Source organism: Pseudomonas sp. Hz4 (assembly GCF_054898165.1).
Window position 1 is genome coordinate 3,582,338 of the sequence record NZ_CM142719.1, and the last position, 18,151, is coordinate 3,600,488.

Consider the following 18,151-nt stretch of genomic DNA (forward strand, 5'->3'; position numbering starts at 1 on the left):
CACAAAATTTGTGAGTGACACAGATCCAAATGTGGGAGCGAGCTTGCTCGCGATGGGGCCAGCCCAGACACCTCATTTGCAAAGGCAAACCAAGGAGCAAAACCCATGACCTTCTCCATCGCAGCACGTTGCCCCGAAACCGGTCAGCTCGGCATTGCGATCAGTTCCTCAAGCATCGCCGTCGGCACACGCTGCCCCTGGCTGCTGCCGGGTGTTGGTGCCGTCTCCACACAAAACATCACCTTGCCGTCGCTCGGCCCGGAAACCCTTGCCCTCATGGAGCAAGGCCTCACGCCTGCTGAAGCACTGGACAGAGTCCTGACCCGCAACGGCTACAGCCAATACCGTCAAATCACCGCAATCGACCACCTCGGCCAGACCGCCCACTTCAGCGGCGCGCAAACCCTCGGCAACCACAATGCCGTGTCAGGCGAGCAATGCGTGGCCGCCGGCAACATGCTGGCGGATCGGTCTGTGATCGAGGCCATGGTCGAGGCGTTCGAACATGGCGAGGGCCAACTGGCAGACCGCTTGCTGGCTGCAATGAAAGCGGCCATCGCGGCGGGCGGCGAAGCCGGGCCCGTGCATTCGGCGGCGGTGGTGGTGGTCGGCGAGCTGACCTGGCCGATCATCAACCTGCGGGTCGATTGGGCGGATCACGATCCAATCGGCCAGCTTGAGAAACTCTGGGAAGCCTATCGCCCTCAGGTTCAGGACTACATCGATCGAGCCCTGGCCCCCGACAAATCCCCTGGCTACGGTGTCGCCGGAGACGACCGATGAGCAACAGCCTCGATTTGCTGAAAACGTTGGTGGCGTTCGACACCACGAGCCGCGAATCAAACCTGCACCTCATCGAGTTCGTCCGCGACTACCTCGAACGCTTCGATGTGCCTTGCGAACTGGTCTATAACGAGCAGCGCAGCAAGGCCAATCTGTTCGCGACCATTGGCCCGGCGGATCGGCCCGGCATTGTGCTGTCGGGGCACACCGACGTGGTGCCCGTCGACGGTCAGCCGTGGACGGTGGCGCCGTTCCAGCTCACCGAGCGCGACGGCAAGTTGTACGGGCGCGGCACCGCGGACATGAAAGGCTACATCGCCTGCGTACTGGCCCTGGTCCCGTCGCTGGTGAAGGCCACGTTGCGGCTGCCGGTGCACATCGCGCTGTCCTACGATGAGGAAGTCGGCTGCCTCGGCGTGCGCTCGTTGCTGTCGGAGTTGGAGCAGCGCCCGGTCAAACCGATGCTCTGCATCATTGGCGAGCCGACTGAATTGAAACCGGTGCTCGGCCATAAGGGCAAACTGGCGATGCGTTGCGATGTTCACGGTGAAGCGTGCCATTCCGCCTACGCCCCGCGCGGAGTCAATGCGATTGAATACGCCGCCGAACTGATCGGTGAACTGGGACGAATTGGCCACCGACTCAAAGCGCCCGAGCATCACGACGCGCGTTTCGATCCGCCGTTCAGCACGGTGCAAACCGGCGTGATTTCCGGCGGCAAGGCCTTGAACATCGTCCCCGCCGATTGCCGCTTCGACTTTGAAATCCGCGCCCTGCCCTCGCATGATCCAAGTGAGGTTGCGCGAGAGCTGAAGACCTACGCCGAGCAGCAGGTATTGCCCCGAATGCGCGCCGTGAGTGAACAGAGCGATATCCGCTTCAGTGAGCTGTCGGCGTATCCCGGATTGGCGACCGACGCACACAGCGAAGCCGCTGAATTGATCGCCGCTTTTTCGTGCTCACAGGAGTTCGGTACCGTGGCCTTCGGAACCGAGGGCGGTCTATTCAACGCAGCAGGCATTCCCACCGTCGTCTGCGGCCCCGGCAGCATGGATCAGGGCCACAAACCCGACGAATTCGTCAGCCTCGAGCAACTCACAGCCTGCGACGCCATGCTGCAACGAATGCTGCTATCAATCAGCGAATAGCAAAGATTTTGAACACCCCAAAATCCCCTGTGGGAGCGGGCTTGCCCGCGATGACGACCTGACAGTCAATATTGATTTGACAGACAGACCGCCATCGCGGGCAAGCCCGCTCCCACAGGGTTTTGCGGCGACCAACCGACATACATTTTTTAACGTCTATACCAACAATCTTTGTAATTTATCTATCCCCACCCACCGCACATCATCAACTCCAACAAGAAAAGCGTCGCCCCCGTGCAGCGCTCACCGAAGTACGTCCACGTACTCACTTTTGCCTTGGAGTCCGTCATGGTTACCGCAGCAACAACCTCCGCCCCGCTCATCGAAAAACACACCATCGGCTACGTGCGCCCCGAAGATCGTCACGGAAAAACCCGCGACCTGTTCACCCTCTGGTTCGGCGGCAATATCGCGCCGTTGCCCATCGTCACCGGCGCCCTCGGCGTGCAGATGTTCCACCTGAACCTGGTGTGGGGCATCGTCGCCATCCTCGTTGGGCACCTGGTCGGCGGCGTGCTGATGGCGCTGCACTCGGCGCAAGGCCCGCAGATGGGCATCCCGCAAATGATCCAGAGCCGCGCCCAGTTTGGCTCGCTCGGCGCACTGCTGGTGGTGCTGATCGCCGGCATCATGTACATCGGCTTCTTCGCCTCCAACATCGTCCTCGCCGGCAAATCCCTACACGGCGTGGTCGACAGCGTGCCGGTGCCAGTCGGCATCGTCATCGGCGCCCTCGGTTCCGGCATCATCGGCATCATCGGCTACCGCTTCATCCACGTGCTCAACCGCATCGGCACCTGGGTGCTCGGCGCCGGCATCGTGCTGGGCTTCGGCTACATCTTCACCCACGTGCAGACCGCCGACTTCCTCACCCGCGGCAGCTTCAACATCTCCGGTTGGCTCGCCACCGTCTCCCTGGCCGCACTCTGGCAAATCGCCTTCGCGCCCTACGTCTCCGACTACTCGCGCTACCTGCCCGCCAACGTGCCCGTGGCCGCAACGTTCTGGACCACGTATCTGGGCACCGTGCTCGGCTCCAGCCTCTCGTTCATCTTCGGCGCCGTCGCCGTCCTCGCCACACCCGTCGGCATGGACACCATGGACGCCGTAAAACTCGCCACCGGCTCCATCGGCCCACTGATGCTCGTGCTGTTCCTGCTCAGCGTCATCAGCCACAACGCCCTCAACCTCTACGGCGCCGTACTGTCGCTGATCACCCTGGTCCAAACCTTCGCCTACCGCTGGATCCCGACCGCAAAAAGCCGCGCCGTCCTCTCCATCATCGTCCTCGCCGCCTGCTGCTTCGCCGCCGTCGGCGCCTCCGCCAACTTCATCGGCCACTTCGTCGACATGGTGCTGGTGCTGCTCGTCGTGCTGGTGCCGTGGACCGCGATCAACCTGATCGACTTCTACGCCATTCACAAAGGTCAGTACGACATCGGCTCGATCTTCAAAGTCGATGGCGGGATCTATGGCCGGTACAACCCGCAAGCGCTGTTGGCGTATGCGATCGGGATTGTGGTGCAGATTCCGTTTATGAATACGCCGCTGTATGTCGGGCCGATTTCGGAGCACATCAATGGGGCTGATTTGTCGTGGTTGGTGGGTCTGCTGATTACCTCCCCGCTCTACTACTGGCTAGCCAACCGCGACACCGCCTACAAGCGCCGCCTCTCAACCGGAAAACTCGCCAACTCGATCTAACTAACCCCCCAATCCCCTGTGGGAGCGGGCTTGCCCGCGATGAGGCCCTGACAGTCAATATTGATTTGGCTGACAGACCACCATCGCGAGCAAACCCGCTTACGTCTCACCCTCAAACCCCGAAATTTATTGAACCCCGCCCACACCCACCCGCCTAACTGAATGACCAGCAGGAGGGTAACCAATGCAAACCGAAACCATCTGGATCGTACTCGCCGCAGTTCTCGTAGTGATCGAGTTATGGGCAATCAACAAAGTGCGAAAAGCCGAAGGCAAATCCAGCAACAAACTCGTATGGATGGTGGTAATCGTATTTGTACCGCTATTCGGGCTGATAGCGTGGGCACTGGCGGGACCGAAACACACCGATCCCATCCCCCACTCACCGCAAGCCAGACAATGACGGGGGGTGCTGTGCGGTAAGGATTTTTGGAACTGCGCAATCGCAAAAAACAAAGCCCCGATGATTCGGGGCTTTGTTTTTTCTGACCACTCAATTTCATAAACCTGACGTCCGAAAATCTCGTAGGAATTTACCCTTTGTGGCGAGGGGATTTATCCCCGTTGGGTCGCGAAGCGGCCCCAAAACCTGCACCCCATTTCCCAAGGCACTCCACACGGCCCGAATCACCGCGACAAGCCCGAAAACAGTGGCATTCAGCCTTGTCACAACAAACTCCTAACCGTCCTACAGCCCGGTTGTGAGCACCAAAATGACCGCCTATATTCGACCCGTCGCTGACCGCAGTTAGCGACAGGGTTTCGTAGCCCAACAGAAGTGGTCACACCGCTAAATAACAACTGTGGCAAACTTTGCCGCCATTACGTTATGGCGGCTGTGTGTGGGAGACCTTCGGGTCTGCCGGCTTTGATCTCTTCTCCGGTCTGCGAACCCGCACATAGCTGCCACCCAATTGTTTCGCAGCAGAAAGGTGGCTTCATAATCCTTTGAAGAGCTCATCCTTATGACAACGAACAATCCGCCTCGCCGCTTCACCCCCATGTCCCAATTCGCCACCGAATACCCCGTCCTGCTCATCGACAGCGACGCCCCACTCCGCGAACTCCACAACTGCGTCAGCGAACGCCTCAGCGCCGTCCTCAAATACCTCAACCTCATGGCCTGCACCAGCCTCCCCGACTACGCCGAAAACGACATCAACACCGTCACCAACATCGCCCGGATCATGGTCCAGGATGTGAGCGATGTGTTTCGGGTGATTGAGCAACGTGGGTTTGATACCTCCAAAGGCCAGTGATCGAATTTCAGCCAAAAAAAACCCGCATTGATGCGGGTTTTTATTACTTGATCATATGTTCAGCGAGTCGCTAGTCCATTGTGCGTTCAGGTTCAAAGCCTGCTGGCGATTTCCTTCCATATGTAGGCGTAGTTGTATTTCAGCCAGCGAACCAGCACTTTATCGAACTGCCTGCGAAACCAATTTCGTTCTCTTGCTGCCAGCCTTTCCTCTATCGAGACTCTGAGTATGTCAGGATCAAAGCCCGTCCATACCGGAGGCACAGCTGCTACAAGATTGGTGAAACACACCGGTGCGACCTCTGAATAAAGGATTTCGTACAGAATGTCAGGGTCGACGCCTCTGACCTTCTTCGCTACATAGTCATATTCGACTGGGAAATCGTTGAATGGCTCGGAGAGTGCGGCTCTGACCTTTGTCAGTTGTGGTTCAGTCAGAAGATGTCCCAATGTGTGAATTCCTCCAGCTCTTCATCCAGTGAGCTCGCCACCGCTTCGCCTGCGACACCACCGGCGACTGTCCCAGCCAAGACAACTGCAATTGCGCAAATGGGCATGGCAGGGCCGCAAAGCGTGCTTACGCCCATGCCCGCGAGGATACCGCCCAACGCACCCGCACCAACAATGATGCCTTGGCGCACCGCTTCTTTGGGTTTGTTTTCAGCATCCAATATTTGATAGGTCGCCAGAGCGGCGGTCACCAGAACGCCGAGCTTGCCCATGATCAGCATTTTTTTGGTGCCGGTCGTGAATTTGGCATTATCACGGCCCGAGGATTCCAGAATGGCGTAGTGGACCTTATTTTTTTCTACTTCTGAAAGGCTGTCGTAACCCTTTTGGAATAGGTTTTCAGCGTACATATCTAAGAGCGTTTTGAGCCCCTTTCCTTCCTTTTTCTTCCTTTGGACGATAGCCAAACCCTGCGCAGAGGTAAGTTTGCGATGTTCCATCATGATTTTGTTTCGCATCTCATGACTGAACTTCACACCTTCTTGCGCAGTAATCTTTCCAGCTTTCACGTCATCCCGAGTTTGCTGAGACATGCGATTGATGTTCCTGGTGTAGCTTGCCCTGACTTTTTCATCAGAGATGGCATCCAGAGAAAACCTCAGGGCAGTGCCCTCCATCAGCTCTAACGCCCTATCGAGGGGCGAGTCTTGCAAGGCGTGCTCACGCTGAACGACATAGCTGCCGGTGACAATGTACGGCTCTGTCATAGGATGGTCCTTATCCTAGAATTTGGTTCAATAGGCTCTCAGTGAGCGAGGGCGCCTCTGCGGATGCTTGCTCTTCAAACTTGAGCATCACGCACGTCGTGCCCGACGGGTTCGAAAATCTAACAGCGTTGTCCTTATCGAATACGCCGGGGAGCGATGAGCCGTCCTCAAAGTGCGCGGTGCACGATAAGCCCTCATAGCTTTCTTCAGCACGGACTCTGAAGCCGATCCAGCTCGCGTAACCCGCCAACAACGAGGGAGGAACAAACTCGCAGGCTGTATGGGTACTGCCAATTATCACCGTCCCCGACCCGCCAACTACAACGCCGCCGTGGGTGCCACCAGTGTCGATGGTTGCGGCATTCTTGCCGTTGATGAAAACAGTCGACGACAGCCCTGATGAAAGCGCACTGCCGCACGTGCAGGTGTCGCCTTGCCGTGCTGCGGAAAGTCCGTCGAAAAACACGTCGGGAGAGCCTACCGCAATGGGATTAGTACCGTGCCCTGGCAACGGGCAGCTGTATGGATCACTCTTCCGCGCTGCTGGCTTAGCCACTATGACCTCCTGTCAAATCCGTGTGAGCGTCGTAACCTACCAGAACAGATCGCCCATTAGAAATCTCTGTGGTGATGGGCGCATGCAATGATCAGCGATCAGCGCCTGCATGAACTGATCAGCGCTTGAACCAAGAATTAACTATGGAGTGAAGAAAAAGCTGCATTTGAATGCAAAGGTCAAGGGCAGCAATCGGCCATCACGAGCCATGGTGATGCAGCAGAAAACGCAGCGGCCAGTGCAGTTCGAGATCACTGAGCAAACACGGTTTGCTGTCGCGGCCTGGATACATCAGGCCCAGCTACGCAGCGAGGACTGCCTTTTTCCTAGCCGGCTGCATACCTCAGACCATCTATCCACTCGGCATACGCTCGTATCGTCAACGGCTGGGTGAAAGCCGTTGGCCTTGATCCAGCCATGTATGGCACTCATACAATGAGACGTACGAAAGCATCACTGATCTATCGCAGGACGAAGAACCTGCGGGCTGTTCAACTGCTACTCGGCCATACGAAGCTGGAGAGCACCGTTCAATATCTGGGGATTGAGGTCGACGACGCCTTGGAGATGGCGGAACAGACTGAGGTTTGACCATGCATAGCGACGGTCGAAGTCAGGCCGTCGCTAACAGGCCAAACGCGGACTCTGACGAGATTCACTCATTAGTCGTCGAGGACGCTTCCAATGACTACCCATTGCTGAAGCCTTACCGCTAGAGAGTCGCGAAAATACTGAATACGTTGCGTATTTTATGATGGCACTTTAGTCTTTCCATCATAAAAAAATAGTCGATATGACAGGGATCAAAGATGCTTCATATGCATGAGTTATCGGGGTTGAAAAATAGTCCTCCGATTCTACAGCTTGACAACAAAATGTTATGGGACAGCGTTCCGCTCTGGTTAGCAGTTGAATGCAAGTCAGCATCCAAGAGAAAACTCATGCCACTGGAGGTTATTCTATGAGCGTTACGCTGAAAAACCTCGGTCTCGCCTGGCGCAAGGCAAAAGTTGACCTCTACTATTCGACTCAGCCACAGATCTTGGAAATGGCCGAGTATGAAGACGACCTTGAAAAAAATCTTGAGCTGCTGAGAGAAAAGCTAAACGGCGAGGATGAGCGCTGGATTAGCGAGGCCAGCTTTCTTGGTGAATGGACACTGGCACCAAAGGCCATCAAGTTTGATCCCGTCGAAAAAAAAGAAGGCTCAGCACTTATCTTTGCTTCCCCTGAAGATGAGTGGCTTAGCCTGACTGAGGGCGGTAAACAACCTACAGCCGAATTCCGCCTTATGGCCCAGTGCAGCATGGACTTCCATACAATGTCCACGTTGTGGATGATGGAAGTCGGCAATCACTTTGATAAGGTGCTTGGCGACAATATTTACGGTAGTCGCCTGCGCCGAAATCGCCGACATCAAATCAACAAGCTGTCACTGGGTTCATTCAAGCCCTACCTCAAGCCGTTTCGTGACTGGCGCGACGGCGGAATCAAGGCTATGCGTTCAGCTCTGGCCGACAAAAAGAAAGTACTAGCGCTCACGGCTGACGTGACCAGTTTCTACCATGAACTCAATCCCGGCTTCATGCTGGATGAAAAATTTCTTCGCTTGGCAGAAATCCAACTTAGTGAAGCTCAGGCGAAGCTTCACCGCATTTTCATTGGAGCCTTGAAAATGTGGGCGAAGAGGACGCCCTTAGGCAAAGGTTTACCGGTTGGACTTCCTGCGTCCGCCGTCGTAGCCAATTCCGCATTACTCCGGCTTGACCAATTCATTGAGCAACAAGTTGTGCCGCTCTATTACGGCCGTTACGTTGATGACATCATGCTGGTGATGGAGAATACCAGCGATATCAAAACCACTGAGCAATTCTGGAAATGGGTATTCAGCCGCGATGGCGGTAAGGATCTGCTTGAGAGTAAGGGCGGTAGTATTATTTTCAAACCGGATTATCTCACTGACAGCCGTATCGCCTTTGAGAACAGTAAGAACAAATTATTTGTCCTTTCTGGCGACCCGGGCATCGCATTGGTAAATGCCATCTCCGAACAGATCAACCAGCGTGCAAGTGAGTGGCGCGCTCTGCCAAACTTACCAACCGCACCCAATACCGTTGCTACTGACCTGCTCAAGGCTACCAACCACGCAGGAGAGCAGGCCGATAACTTGCGCAAAGCCGACGCTTTGACCATGCATCGAGCAGGCTTCGCTCTCAATTTGCGCGACTACGAGGCCTATGAACGAGATCTCCTCCCCCAAGCCTGGCAGGAACATCGTCATACATTTTTCGATGCCGTAATCGATCATCTTTTGAAACCGGTGAAATTCTTCGATTTAGCCCAATACTTACCACGCATAGTTCGTATGGCAACCACATGCGAAGACTTCAATCAACTAAGTAGACTTATCAAAGCCCTTGATGCTTTGCTATTAACTGTCGAAAAAGATTGTCAGATAGAGATAAAGGCGCACAAAGAAGCGGTATCGGTAGATAAATGCTTAGAGCGTTGGCGCCTTTCTATGGCAACTACGCTTTATGAAAACATCGTTTCTGCCTTTCCAAACTCCATGAGCAAAAAAGGCGCAGCAAGCTGGAATAAACTCTTGGAAAAACTCGAGACCAGCTTGGACTTCATCGGCTCTTATCTGTTTGGAATGCTAGAGGATTTAGGGGATGTTCAGAAAACCTATACTTTCCTGTTCAGTCACGACTTGGCACACACTCCATTACGCTTCGCTGGCCTACCTAAAGAGATGCTCAGTCCGCGAGGCATTCCGCAGCTCAACGATCTCAAGACAATGAAATCCGCTGGGCTGTTAGGTAAAAAAGTGCTTGGAGGTATAGGTATTTTAGCTGATTGGCTCAATTTGGATCATGGCACCCCTGCCGGGATGGTTTTCGCCACTCGTCCTTTCAGTCTTAGTGAGCTGTATCTAATAGCGCCCAACCCTTTTGCAGAGCAAAAAATCTCTCGACTTGGTAAAGTCATCTGGGCTTTGCGCGGATTTGAACTGAAAGATCACCAAATGCCCTATTGCGATGCAGACTCGAAGGCACTTTGTATTCCCAATGGTGCTCCTACCGCTAAACAGACTATAGCAGTAGCCAGTTGGGAAACCCTCGACCAGAGTTTTGTAGCCGCAGCAATGGGCAAACCCGACCCAGACAGCCGTCGTCGTTATCAGCGCCTCAACAGGCTAATCAACGAGCTAATATCAAGACCTGATGGCAGCAGTTACTTGATACTTCCAGAGCTGGCCCTTCCACCCCAGTGGTTCATGCGCATAGCAGAAAAACTCAAAGGTCGCAGAATCTCGCTAATTACCGGGGTAGAGTATCTCCACAGCGGCAAGCGTGTACACAATCAGATCTGGGCTTCACTCACTCATGACGGCCTAGGCTTCCCCTCTCTTATGCTTTATAGACAGGACAAGCAATTCCCGGCATTCCATGAAGAGCAGGAGTTATTCAGGCTCGCAGGAGTCAGGATGAAACCCGCAGTAAAATGGAAATCGCCACCACTGATTCAGCACGGAGACTTTCGCTTCGGCTTACTTAACTGCAGCGAACTAACCAACATTCACTACCGAGCAGCCATGCGCGGTCAGATTGATGCTCTATTCGTGCCAGAGTGGAATAGCGATACGGATACATTCAACGCCTTAGTGGAATCAGCAGCTATAGATATCCACGCCTACGTAATACAGTGCAACAACCGCCAGTACGGTGATAGCCGCATACGCGCGCCTTACAAGGAGCGCTGGAAGCGCGACATACTGCGGGTAAAGGGCGGAAATCATGATTACTGCATAACTGGCGAGATCGATGTGCAAGCTCTTCGTCAGTTTCAGTCCAGCTATCGCTCACCGTCTAAGGATTTCAAACCTGTCCCTGATGGATTCAATGAAGATATGGCCCCCAAGCGAAAAATAATACCCAAAGGGGGCCAGGGATAAGTCCAAGTCTATAGTTAGCTCGGCGAGGCCATGGGCGGGTGTCCGCTTCTGGGCCGTCTCCACCTGATCAGTCGACTGACCGCTATTGGCCGTTTTCTGCCCCTCGCGAAAGGCAGATAACGACCCAGGCTGTGTGAAAACACCTGCAATTGTCTAATCTTCTGATCGTCGAGATCGTATCGGGGGCGATCATGAAGCGATTCATCGAAGGTGAGGCACGGACGCAAGTGACGTTTCTGCCGGAGTGTCTGGACGATTACGTAGCCGAAGAAAATCCAGTGCGCGTGGTCGATGTTTTCGTCGATGAACTCGACCTGGGCGCACTTGGTTTTGAGGGCGTCGATCCTGCCGCAACTGGTCGTCCGGCCTATCACCCAGCGGTGTTGCTGAAGATCTATATCTACGGCTATCTCAATCGGATTCAATCCAGCCGCCGACTTGAGCGTGAGGCCGAGCGCAACGTCGAGTTGATGTGGCTAACGGGGCGTTTGGCTCCGGACTTCAAAACCATTGCCGACTTTCGCAAGGACAACGGCAAAGCCATTCGCAGCGTATGCCGCCAGTTCGTAGTTCTTTGCCGCAACCTCAATCTCTTCTCCCAGTCGATCATCGCCATCGACGGCAGCAAATTCAAAGCCGTCAATAATCGCGACCGCAACTTCACTCAGGGCAAAGTGAAGGCACGCATGCAGCAGATCGAGCAGAGTATTGATCGATATCTGGCGGCGATGGATTCGGCGGATCGGGCAACACCCGAAGTCGCCGAGGCCAAAGCAGAGCGGCTTAAAGAAAAGATAGAAACACTGAAAAAGCAGATGCAGAAACTCAAGGACATCGAGGCGCAGCTCCACGAAAGTCCAGACCAGCAGATCTCCCTCACAGACCCAGATGCACGCTCAATGGCTACGAGCGGCCGAGGCACCGGAACGGTTGGCTACAACGTACAAACAGCTGTCGACGACAAACACCATCTGATCGTTGCCCATGAGGTGACCAACGTTGGTAATGATCGTGGGCAACTGAGCAATATGGCGAACCAAGCGCGTGAAGAAATCGAGGCTGAATCGCTAACGGTGGTTGCCGACCGAGGCTATTACAAAGGTCTGGAAATCCTTGCTTGCGAGCAAGCCGGCATCACTACCTTCGTACCGAAACCCCTCACATCTGGCAGCAAAGCCGAAGGCAGATTCGGCAAACAGGATTTCATCTATCTTATTGCGTCGGACGAGTATCGATGCCCAGCGGGGCAGTTACTAACCAGGCGGCATTCGTCGATGGAAGACGGCATGTTATTGCATTGTTACTACTTCTCGGGCTGCCAGTCCTGCTCAATGCAAAAGCAATGTACGACGGGTAAGGAGCGCCGTGTGAAGCGCTGGGAACATGAGGCTGTAGTCGACGCGATGCAGGTTCGGCTAGAACATGATCCAGCGATGATGAGGGTTCGTCGACAGACCGTTGAACATCCTTTTGGAACGCTCAAGTACTGGATGGGAAGTACCCACTTCCTGACCAAAACCCTGCCGAGGGTGAGCACTGAGATGAGCCTTCATGTGCTCGCCTACAACCTCAAACGAATGATGAGCATCTTCGGCATCGCAGGACTGCTTGAGGCGATCAGGGCGTGAACCCAGCCGCTTGGCTCGCCAGTTAGAAGCCGTTTGGGCCGCTGACGCGGCCCAAACGGCATTACGAACGTCTATGTCACTGACTAAGCTAATTCGTGCTTTCGCCCGCTGATTCCTTAGGCAACCCTCGCGACTCTCAGTTTTCGAGGTTTCTAGCGCGTTTTCACACAGCCTGGACCCATTGCAGCCATTCCCGAACGCCCAGGCACGCATTCCCAGTAAGCGGAGCGAATGACTTGAGTCGCCTGTCAGGAGCTGAGCTGGTCGAATAGCTTTTGCACAAAAACATCGCCCGCCACTGAGTCTGATAGGAAATAATGCCCAGACCAATTGTCCCAGCCGGCTGCGAGGCTGAACTCAGCACATTGGAAATTCTGGTGAATTTTTTCATCAATGCCTATGACAGGTGAACCCAATCGTTTGAACCCTCGGAGTTTGATCAGGTTTTCAGCTAGCGATAGCCAACAGGCGTCTGACAACTCGTTGAAATTGAGTGTCAGATGTCCATTAGCTGCCGTGTCGAGAGTTGGGTTCATCTATTGCCGTCTAAGGTTTGGCGCGAAGGGAATGCACAAACGTGGTTGCGGGGGCGTTGTTTAGGTGCCTGATCAAGTTTGAGACCGTTTTATTGCGTTGGCGAGCTGTTCGGCGTTGTTGCGCAATTCAATGAATTTTTCGTTTAGCTCGACATGACCTGGATTCCAAGAAAGGACGCCATCGACATAGCTTTGACCAAGAATGAGATCATTTAATGAGCCCATTCCGCCATAGGCTGACAGTAGATACTCAATCCCATAGTAATCAGAATCCAGCAATAGTGCCCTTGCCTTACGCATCCAAAAGCTCCAGTGGGTGTCTCCATCGCTTTCAAGCACGATTGCAAGCTGATCAAGAATGCAGATCAGCTCTTCAGTTTTCGGTCCCATTTCTCGACATCGTCCAAAGTGAAACGCGGCATGGGCGGGATGATCCGCTGTTGAGTATTTCTCGCCCGCTAGCTACATAAGCTACTGTTTCGCCATTAGGGTGTCCACAGGCCGCTTTTGGCCGAAGACGGCATTGGCTGCGTGTGGGTAATGAGGCTAGAGAGTCTTTGCGCTGGTGGGTCATGACCCGAGTCTGTATATTTCGGATTTTATAACTGTATTGAGGGAAATGTGAAAATATTTCGTCAGTTACTGAGGGAGTTCTGGATACCATTTTTAATCTCTTTGGCGTGGACCGCTTATTCTACGTGGGGCGGCGGTGCAGATATTAAAAAAATAGTATCTATTTTTGGACCTACCTTCTTCTTGATAAGTTGGATCGTGGGACAAGTTTTTAGGGTTCGAAAGCAGGTGGGTGTAGAGAGTAGCTTTACTAATGTCGAACACCGTCTGGAAAAGCTCACGTATAGCCTGGAGCGTAATGTGAGGACAATGGTCGGCCATATAAATGGAGGCGACAGCTTCTGTTACCTAATGCCGAATGGGAAATATGAACATAAAGGTGCAAGTTTTGTTTTAAGGCATTGTGGAGAGTTCCCATTATTCAACCTGCAAGTTCGCATTGTTGACATTGATTCCTTGAGGCAGGGTGTTACTGCGGAACACTCCTTCACTATTGATGAATTTTCAGTGACAGGTACTAACCTACTCGATACTCCTCATTTTTCGGAATCCAGAGCGCTTAACATATTTTATCATTCCAGAAGCGGGAGGGTTGTTCAAGAGGTTAGATTTGCGCAGGTCGGTGATCAGAGATGCTACGCCTACCATATTACACGTGACGGTGAGGTGTTGGCCCAATACTTGCCCGAAGGCTTTGAGCTAGACGAGGAGGACAAAAAGTCATGGCTTAAAACCACAGGAGTTAGTGGGCCTCAGGCACATTGGACGATAGAATATGCATTCCTTGATCTTATGAAAGCGAATGCAGTCTCTCGATGAAAATCGTGTTGTCATACGATGCCTTTGAGCACTGATAGCGGCGGCTACGAAGGTTAAGTGGCTGGTATTGGCCGTTGGCCGTCGGTCGCGAACGACCGATTAAATCCACAGGCAGGAGCGGGCAGTAAAAAAGGTTGATAACATTAACATTTCGCGGGTTAACTCTTGGCAATGTTAAAGTGATATGGCTCTATTGAAGCTTTGCTGCGGCTTAGTGTGATGCCCCTCAAATCAGGACTTGGATCGATTCATGAAGAAACAGATTACCATCAACCAACACTACGTTCCGCAACACTACATGAAGCTGTGGGCCGATGCGAGCGGGAAAATCTGGTTGCATGACCTAGCCAACAATATAAACGGCAAGACGGGAACAAAGAGTATTCTTTCAAATGAGTACTTTTACGAAGACGACAAAAACAAGCCAACCAACGAAATTGAAGATATTCTAGGAGAAATTGAAAATAAGGCAGCTCCTGTTCTTAAGGCAATCGCAGTGATCATCCTGTTTCCGAGTTTTTTACTAGTACAGCCGATGTTCTTCCGCAGCCTGTATATAACCTTTTGCATGAGACACAAATCATTGCATTGTTCCCCATATCGCCGACGTTTCATTGCACCCTGATCCATAGAGATAATAAGCAAAGGCTCAAGACTCCTTACCATTCTAGGCAATTGAGTTCAAATGGTCTGAATGGTTTGCCAATTTCATGGATGTGGATTGACGAGGCGCTCATCGGTTATTTCAGAGACTTGCATTCACGCTTTGGCAGGAAACATCTGATCAGCAATCGCGACGAAGCGGCCCTATTAAATAACTAACTGCGCTCTGGAAAGAAGAAAGTTTAGTTATGTATAATCTAATTTTGCGCGCTGATGTAGGCCTTTCTATAAAGCGAGCGCCGCAAAGATCGCCACGGGAACTAGAAGACGATGCTATTTTCTGTTCTATGAAGTCCTTTGGATGTTTTGTTCTGGTGCTGCGTTTCGTGGCGTGCACTTGCGTTTGGAATCGTCACTGGTGCCGAATTCGACGTAATCAAGGCATATTCAGTTCTAAGATTGAAAATGAATGGCCTTGAGGGTCTGCTTTTGGCCGAATCCAGACGGTTGCGGCTCGCGGACCCCGGGATCGAGGAGAACGGTAGGATAGTTGTGGCCGTTACCCCTCAACCGCACCTGTGTGTTTTCTGGGGGCCTCGATCCGACCGCGCCATTTTGGCTATTCTCCCTAATCTGGCGCAGAAAATGAGGCTATTCGGACCTCATATCACCATCGCGAACTACCCCGGCTTGCCAGCAGAGCGAAAATGAAATACTGTTTATTTATACAGTTTTTGCCGTGCCGAGATGACCGATATCAGGTGTTGACCACAGAAATCGAAGCATGAAGGAATGTGGCCTCATGCCAGTATGAGCTAGAATCCCCGCCACTCCGGGGGATGCCCGCTGCTTACGATAAGGACTGTCATGGAATTTCAGCTGCAAGGGTTTGTGTTTCACAAGATAGTGACCAACCAGCGTGACAAAAGCGTTGTATTGCTCCCTCGCGAACGACAGATTGATCTTCCAGAACCCAAGGCTGACACCCTTGTGAGCACGATCCTGACGAGTTACCAAGGCGAGGGCAACATGGCGTACGCCCGCATCCTGGCCGACAGCTGGTTCGACACCAAAACCAAGCGCTATTTCGCTAAGGAGCTAGGGTTTTATCAGTTCTCTAGGGATACCCTTGCTCAGCTTAAAATCGAACTAGAGAAAGCTCCACTGGCTACCGGCGGATTCTTAACCATCATCGACTATCTGATGGATGGAGAGCCTAATCTCATGATTGTTCTTATAAAGAATGCCAAGGGAATCGGTATCGATGAGAACCTCAACCTTGAGGAAATCGACACTCTCGATATCGACAAGCTGCACTTTGCGGCGAATATTGACATACGCCGTTGGCAGGAGGCTGATAAGGATCTAGAGGCGCCCCATGTTTCGTTCTTGAAGGGTAAGAATCGGAAGGACACGGTGGTTGGCTATTTCAAATCCCTCCTTGGGATTGATGAAGAAGCCTATTTGGACCCATCCAAACACACCCAACAACTCGTGACCTTGATAAAAAACTATTGTGAGGAGTTCAAGAGCGAGGACGAGGCGTTGAACAGCCGCCGTGCCATTCAAGAGTGGGCGGACGGGAAAATTGCCAAGGGAGAGAGCATTACCCTGCGTGAAGTGGCTAACCAACTGGAACCGAGCGACCCTGATAATTTCATCACTTATGTCACTCAGAGCAAAATAGAGATCCCCGCAGAATTCGAGCCGGTAGCCAAACACCTGAAGTCACTTCTCAAATACAGAGTCTCGGGACCTAATAAGGAATATACGCTGTCGTTCGAGCAGGCGGCCTTGGAAAACAAGACCATCTACCTGAATGCTGAGGGGCACCTAGTCATCACCAAGGTCCCTGAGAGCATCAAGCCAAACATTCCGAAAGCCTGATGATGGCTTCCATTACGCCCATCGACGAAATAGAGGATATTCTGCGGTTGAACCGCATGTGTCCGTTGCAATGGTCCGATCATCGACTCACAGCGACGTTGCGCCTGCAAGCGCCGCAGCGCTCAATTTTGGACAGGCTGAACGAGAGCGACACAGTCGAGGTTGAGGTGCGTCTGAATGGGCGACTGATCACATTTGGCGCCGCCGCCGAGCAGAACGTCGATATCGCTATCACTCCTCCTCGCGGGTCTCAGTATTGTCTAGCTAAAGACGAGGACGATCTGCTCGCCGTCTTCAACCTGCACTGCCTGCCTGAGCATTTCGCACTGCTCGACTCGGGCTATAAAACCTGGGACGACGAACTGACGAACAGCCCTCCTGCGGTGATCCGGGCTTCCAGTTTCATCAAAGAGCTTGAGCGCAATGCCATATTGGAAGTGACAGGAAGTCGCTTTACGCTGATGACCTACGACCAGAAAATCTATCTGACCTATGGAGTCAGTGCACCTATGGTGCGGCGTACCGCCGGCAGCGTCGCCAATGGCCTAAAAAAACTGGAGGAAATGCTATCCGACTCGCTGCACGGAACCGAAAAGAAACGGCTCATTCGTAACGCACTAATTTCCAGCTTGAAGTCCTGCGAAGAACCCAACCGGTTGGCGCACTTGTTAAGCCACTGCGATGAAATCCTTGAAAATGCGCAGCAGAACTATGAGCTGTTCATCTCCAATTTTTCTTTCAACAACGATCTCGACAAGCTCAATGAGCAGAAGCGAGAATTCAGCGTCAAGCTCAATGGATTGCTTATAGGTATTCAAGGCAAACTGCTGGCAATACCTGTATCCACGATACTAGCCACAACGCAACTAAAAGACTCGACAGACGACAGTCATCTCACCATTAATTGTACGGTCATGATGTCGTCCCTTTTTTTCCTGACGATCATTGTTTGGCTCATCAAAAGCCAGATGATTGCCATCAATGCGATCAGGTATGAGATCGTGCAGAAGGAAAAGCGCTTCCGTCAGGAGTTGCCAAAGCTATTCACTGAAGTAGCGACGATTTTCGAGAGTTTGAAATCCGACTGCAATCTAAACTTGAAAATGGCGTGGTCGCTCACTCTACTTTCCTTTGTACTGACGGCCGTCACAGGCTACGTGTTTGTGGTCAAGACGCCGGAAGCTATGTTGCTGCTGACGCTGCTGCTCGAATGGGCCTCAGAGTTGTGGACTTGCGCCGTAACGAGAGGTGGCAAATTGCTGGACATATTTTTTTCCGGTAGGACTTGGTAGGCTTGTTCGGAGCCATGACCATCCGCAGGCGGCAACTACCGCCCTGTGCTGTCGCAGAACTCAATCTTTAAGCTTATGTGATCCGGAGAGCGGCGTCGGGGCTTAGACGTAGCTTGCCGCAGGCTTCACATCCCGCCAGGCTACTTAGCCCACCATAATTTGCTGTCCCATTTACTAAGCCGCACTCCT

General features: G+C 52.9%; 16 protein-coding genes and 1 pseudogene. 12 read left to right on the plus strand and 5 right to left on the minus strand.

Annotated elements, in window-relative coordinates; translation table 11 throughout:
* The first annotated feature begins 105 nt into the window (after positions 1 to 105).
* The 5 genes from ACYZTR_RS16345 (at position 106) to ACYZTR_RS16365 (ending at position 4,894) form a co-directional block, all read left to right on the plus strand.
* A complete protein-coding gene (locus ACYZTR_RS16345; protein WP_461972487.1) occupies positions 106 to 783 on the plus strand; it encodes a DUF1028 domain-containing protein in 678 nt (225 codons plus the stop codon).
* Entirely contained in the window at positions 780 to 1,931 is a 1,152-nt protein-coding gene (argE, locus tag ACYZTR_RS16350) for an acetylornithine deacetylase (RefSeq protein WP_461972489.1), read from the plus strand. Before ACYZTR_RS16345 ends, argE begins: the two co-directional genes overlap by 4 nt.
* A 288-nt stretch (positions 1,932 to 2,219) precedes the next feature.
* Entirely contained in the window at positions 2,220 to 3,635 is a 1,416-nt protein-coding gene (locus ACYZTR_RS16355; protein WP_461972491.1) for a purine-cytosine permease family protein, read from the plus strand.
* A gap of 184 nt (positions 3,636 to 3,819) precedes the next feature.
* Positions 3,820 to 4,038, plus strand: coding sequence for a PLD nuclease N-terminal domain-containing protein (locus tag ACYZTR_RS16360; RefSeq protein ID WP_461972493.1), 219 nt, complete (start codon positions 3,820 to 3,822; stop codon positions 4,036 to 4,038).
* A 562-nt stretch (positions 4,039 to 4,600) separates the two neighbouring features.
* On the plus strand, positions 4,601 to 4,894 hold the full coding sequence (locus ACYZTR_RS16365; RefSeq protein ID WP_461972495.1) for a fructose-bisphosphate aldolase: 294 nt from the start codon (positions 4,601 to 4,603) through the stop codon (positions 4,892 to 4,894).
* 92 nt (positions 4,895 to 4,986) lie between these two features.
* Here the strand turns inward: ACYZTR_RS16365 and ACYZTR_RS16370 are convergent, their stop codons facing one another.
* Genes ACYZTR_RS16370 through ACYZTR_RS16380 form a run of 3 tightly spaced genes read right to left on the minus strand, consistent with a single transcriptional unit; the run spans position 4,987 to position 6,666 of the window.
* Positions 4,987 to 5,343: a DUF7079 family protein gene (locus ACYZTR_RS16370; RefSeq protein WP_223433039.1), complete on the minus strand. Its 357-nt coding sequence runs from the start codon at positions 5,341 to 5,343 to the stop codon at positions 4,987 to 4,989.
* A complete protein-coding gene (locus ACYZTR_RS16375) occupies positions 5,328 to 6,110 on the minus strand; it encodes a hypothetical protein (RefSeq protein ID WP_461972497.1) in 783 nt (260 codons plus the stop codon). Before ACYZTR_RS16375 ends, ACYZTR_RS16370 begins: the two co-directional genes overlap by 16 nt.
* Before the next feature lie 10 nt (positions 6,111 to 6,120).
* Positions 6,121 to 6,666, minus strand: coding sequence for a PAAR domain-containing protein (locus ACYZTR_RS16380; RefSeq protein WP_461972499.1), 546 nt, complete (start codon positions 6,664 to 6,666; stop codon positions 6,121 to 6,123).
* A gap of 193 nt (positions 6,667 to 6,859) precedes the next feature.
* Between ACYZTR_RS16380 and ACYZTR_RS16385 the strand changes: the two are divergent.
* From ACYZTR_RS16385 to ACYZTR_RS16395, 3 genes and pseudogenes are all read left to right on the plus strand, one after another.
* Positions 6,860 to 7,257: pseudogene (locus tag ACYZTR_RS16385) on the plus strand (tyrosine-type recombinase/integrase); the annotation flags it as partial.
* A gap of 370 nt (positions 7,258 to 7,627) precedes the next feature.
* A complete protein-coding gene (locus ACYZTR_RS16390) occupies positions 7,628 to 10,624 on the plus strand; it encodes a reverse transcriptase domain-containing protein (protein WP_461972501.1) in 2,997 nt (998 codons plus the stop codon).
* 191 nt (positions 10,625 to 10,815) lie between these two features.
* Positions 10,816 to 12,252, plus strand: coding sequence for an IS1182 family transposase (locus ACYZTR_RS16395; RefSeq protein WP_461972503.1), 1,437 nt, complete (start codon positions 10,816 to 10,818; stop codon positions 12,250 to 12,252).
* A 248-nt stretch (positions 12,253 to 12,500) separates the two neighbouring features.
* Here the strand turns inward: ACYZTR_RS16395 and ACYZTR_RS16400 are convergent, their stop codons facing one another.
* Positions 12,501 to 12,788, minus strand: a complete 288-nt coding sequence (locus tag ACYZTR_RS16400; RefSeq protein ID WP_461972505.1) for a hypothetical protein — start codon at positions 12,786 to 12,788, stop codon at positions 12,501 to 12,503.
* Positions 12,789 to 12,860: 72 nt separating this feature from the next.
* Positions 12,861 to 13,178: a DUF6966 domain-containing protein gene (locus tag ACYZTR_RS16405; RefSeq protein WP_461972507.1), complete on the minus strand. Its 318-nt coding sequence runs from the start codon at positions 13,176 to 13,178 to the stop codon at positions 12,861 to 12,863.
* A gap of 231 nt (positions 13,179 to 13,409) precedes the next feature.
* Here ACYZTR_RS16405 and ACYZTR_RS16410 point away from each other — a divergent pair, with 231 nt between their 5' ends.
* The 4 genes from ACYZTR_RS16410 to ACYZTR_RS16425 all read left to right on the plus strand — a co-directional run bounded on the left by ACYZTR_RS16410 (position 13,410) and on the right by ACYZTR_RS16425 (position 17,962).
* A complete protein-coding gene (locus ACYZTR_RS16410) occupies positions 13,410 to 14,180 on the plus strand; it encodes a hypothetical protein (protein ID WP_461972509.1) in 771 nt (256 codons plus the stop codon).
* Positions 14,181 to 14,430: 250 nt separating this feature from the next.
* On the plus strand, positions 14,431 to 14,805 hold the full coding sequence (locus tag ACYZTR_RS16415) for a DUF4238 domain-containing protein (protein WP_461972511.1): 375 nt from the start codon (positions 14,431 to 14,433) through the stop codon (positions 14,803 to 14,805).
* 845 nt (positions 14,806 to 15,650) lie between these two features.
* Entirely contained in the window at positions 15,651 to 16,670 is a 1,020-nt protein-coding gene (locus tag ACYZTR_RS16420) for a nucleoid-associated protein (protein WP_461972513.1), read from the plus strand.
* The gene (locus ACYZTR_RS16425) at positions 16,670 to 17,962 is read left to right on the plus strand and encodes a hypothetical protein (RefSeq protein ID WP_461972515.1); all 1,293 of its coding nucleotides are present in this window, start codon (positions 16,670 to 16,672) and stop codon (positions 17,960 to 17,962) included. Before ACYZTR_RS16420 ends, ACYZTR_RS16425 begins: the two co-directional genes overlap by 1 nt.
* Positions 17,963 to 18,151: the final 189 nt, after the last annotated feature.

Bases quoted from the DNA above. Each gene is read 5' to 3' on its own strand.
- ACYZTR_RS16395 (WP_461972503.1), top strand. From the start codon at position 10,816: ATGAAGCGATTCATCGAAGGTGAGGCACGGACGCAAGTGACGTTTCTG.
- ACYZTR_RS16360 (WP_461972493.1), top strand. From the start codon at position 3,820: ATGCAAACCGAAACCATCTGGATCGTACTCGCCGCAGTTCTCGTAGTG.
- ACYZTR_RS16375 (WP_461972497.1), bottom strand. From the start codon at position 6,110: ATGACAGAGCCGTACATTGTCACCGGCAGCTATGTCGTTCAGCGTGAG.
- ACYZTR_RS16400 (WP_461972505.1), bottom strand. From the start codon at position 12,788: ATGAACCCAACTCTCGACACGGCAGCTAATGGACATCTGACACTCAAT.
- argE (WP_461972489.1), top strand. From the start codon at position 780: ATGAGCAACAGCCTCGATTTGCTGAAAACGTTGGTGGCGTTCGACACC.
- ACYZTR_RS16420 (WP_461972513.1), top strand. From the start codon at position 15,651: ATGGAATTTCAGCTGCAAGGGTTTGTGTTTCACAAGATAGTGACCAAC.
- ACYZTR_RS16425 (WP_461972515.1), top strand. From the start codon at position 16,670: ATGATGGCTTCCATTACGCCCATCGACGAAATAGAGGATATTCTGCGG.
- ACYZTR_RS16390 (WP_461972501.1), top strand. From the start codon at position 7,628: ATGAGCGTTACGCTGAAAAACCTCGGTCTCGCCTGGCGCAAGGCAAAA.
- ACYZTR_RS16355 (WP_461972491.1), top strand. From the start codon at position 2,220: ATGGTTACCGCAGCAACAACCTCCGCCCCGCTCATCGAAAAACACACC.
- ACYZTR_RS16345 (WP_461972487.1), top strand. From the start codon at position 106: ATGACCTTCTCCATCGCAGCACGTTGCCCCGAAACCGGTCAGCTCGGC.
- ACYZTR_RS16365 (WP_461972495.1), top strand. From the start codon at position 4,601: ATGACAACGAACAATCCGCCTCGCCGCTTCACCCCCATGTCCCAATTC.
- ACYZTR_RS16415 (WP_461972511.1), top strand. From the start codon at position 14,431: ATGAAGAAACAGATTACCATCAACCAACACTACGTTCCGCAACACTAC.
- ACYZTR_RS16405 (WP_461972507.1), bottom strand. From the start codon at position 13,178: ATGGGACCGAAAACTGAAGAGCTGATCTGCATTCTTGATCAGCTTGCA.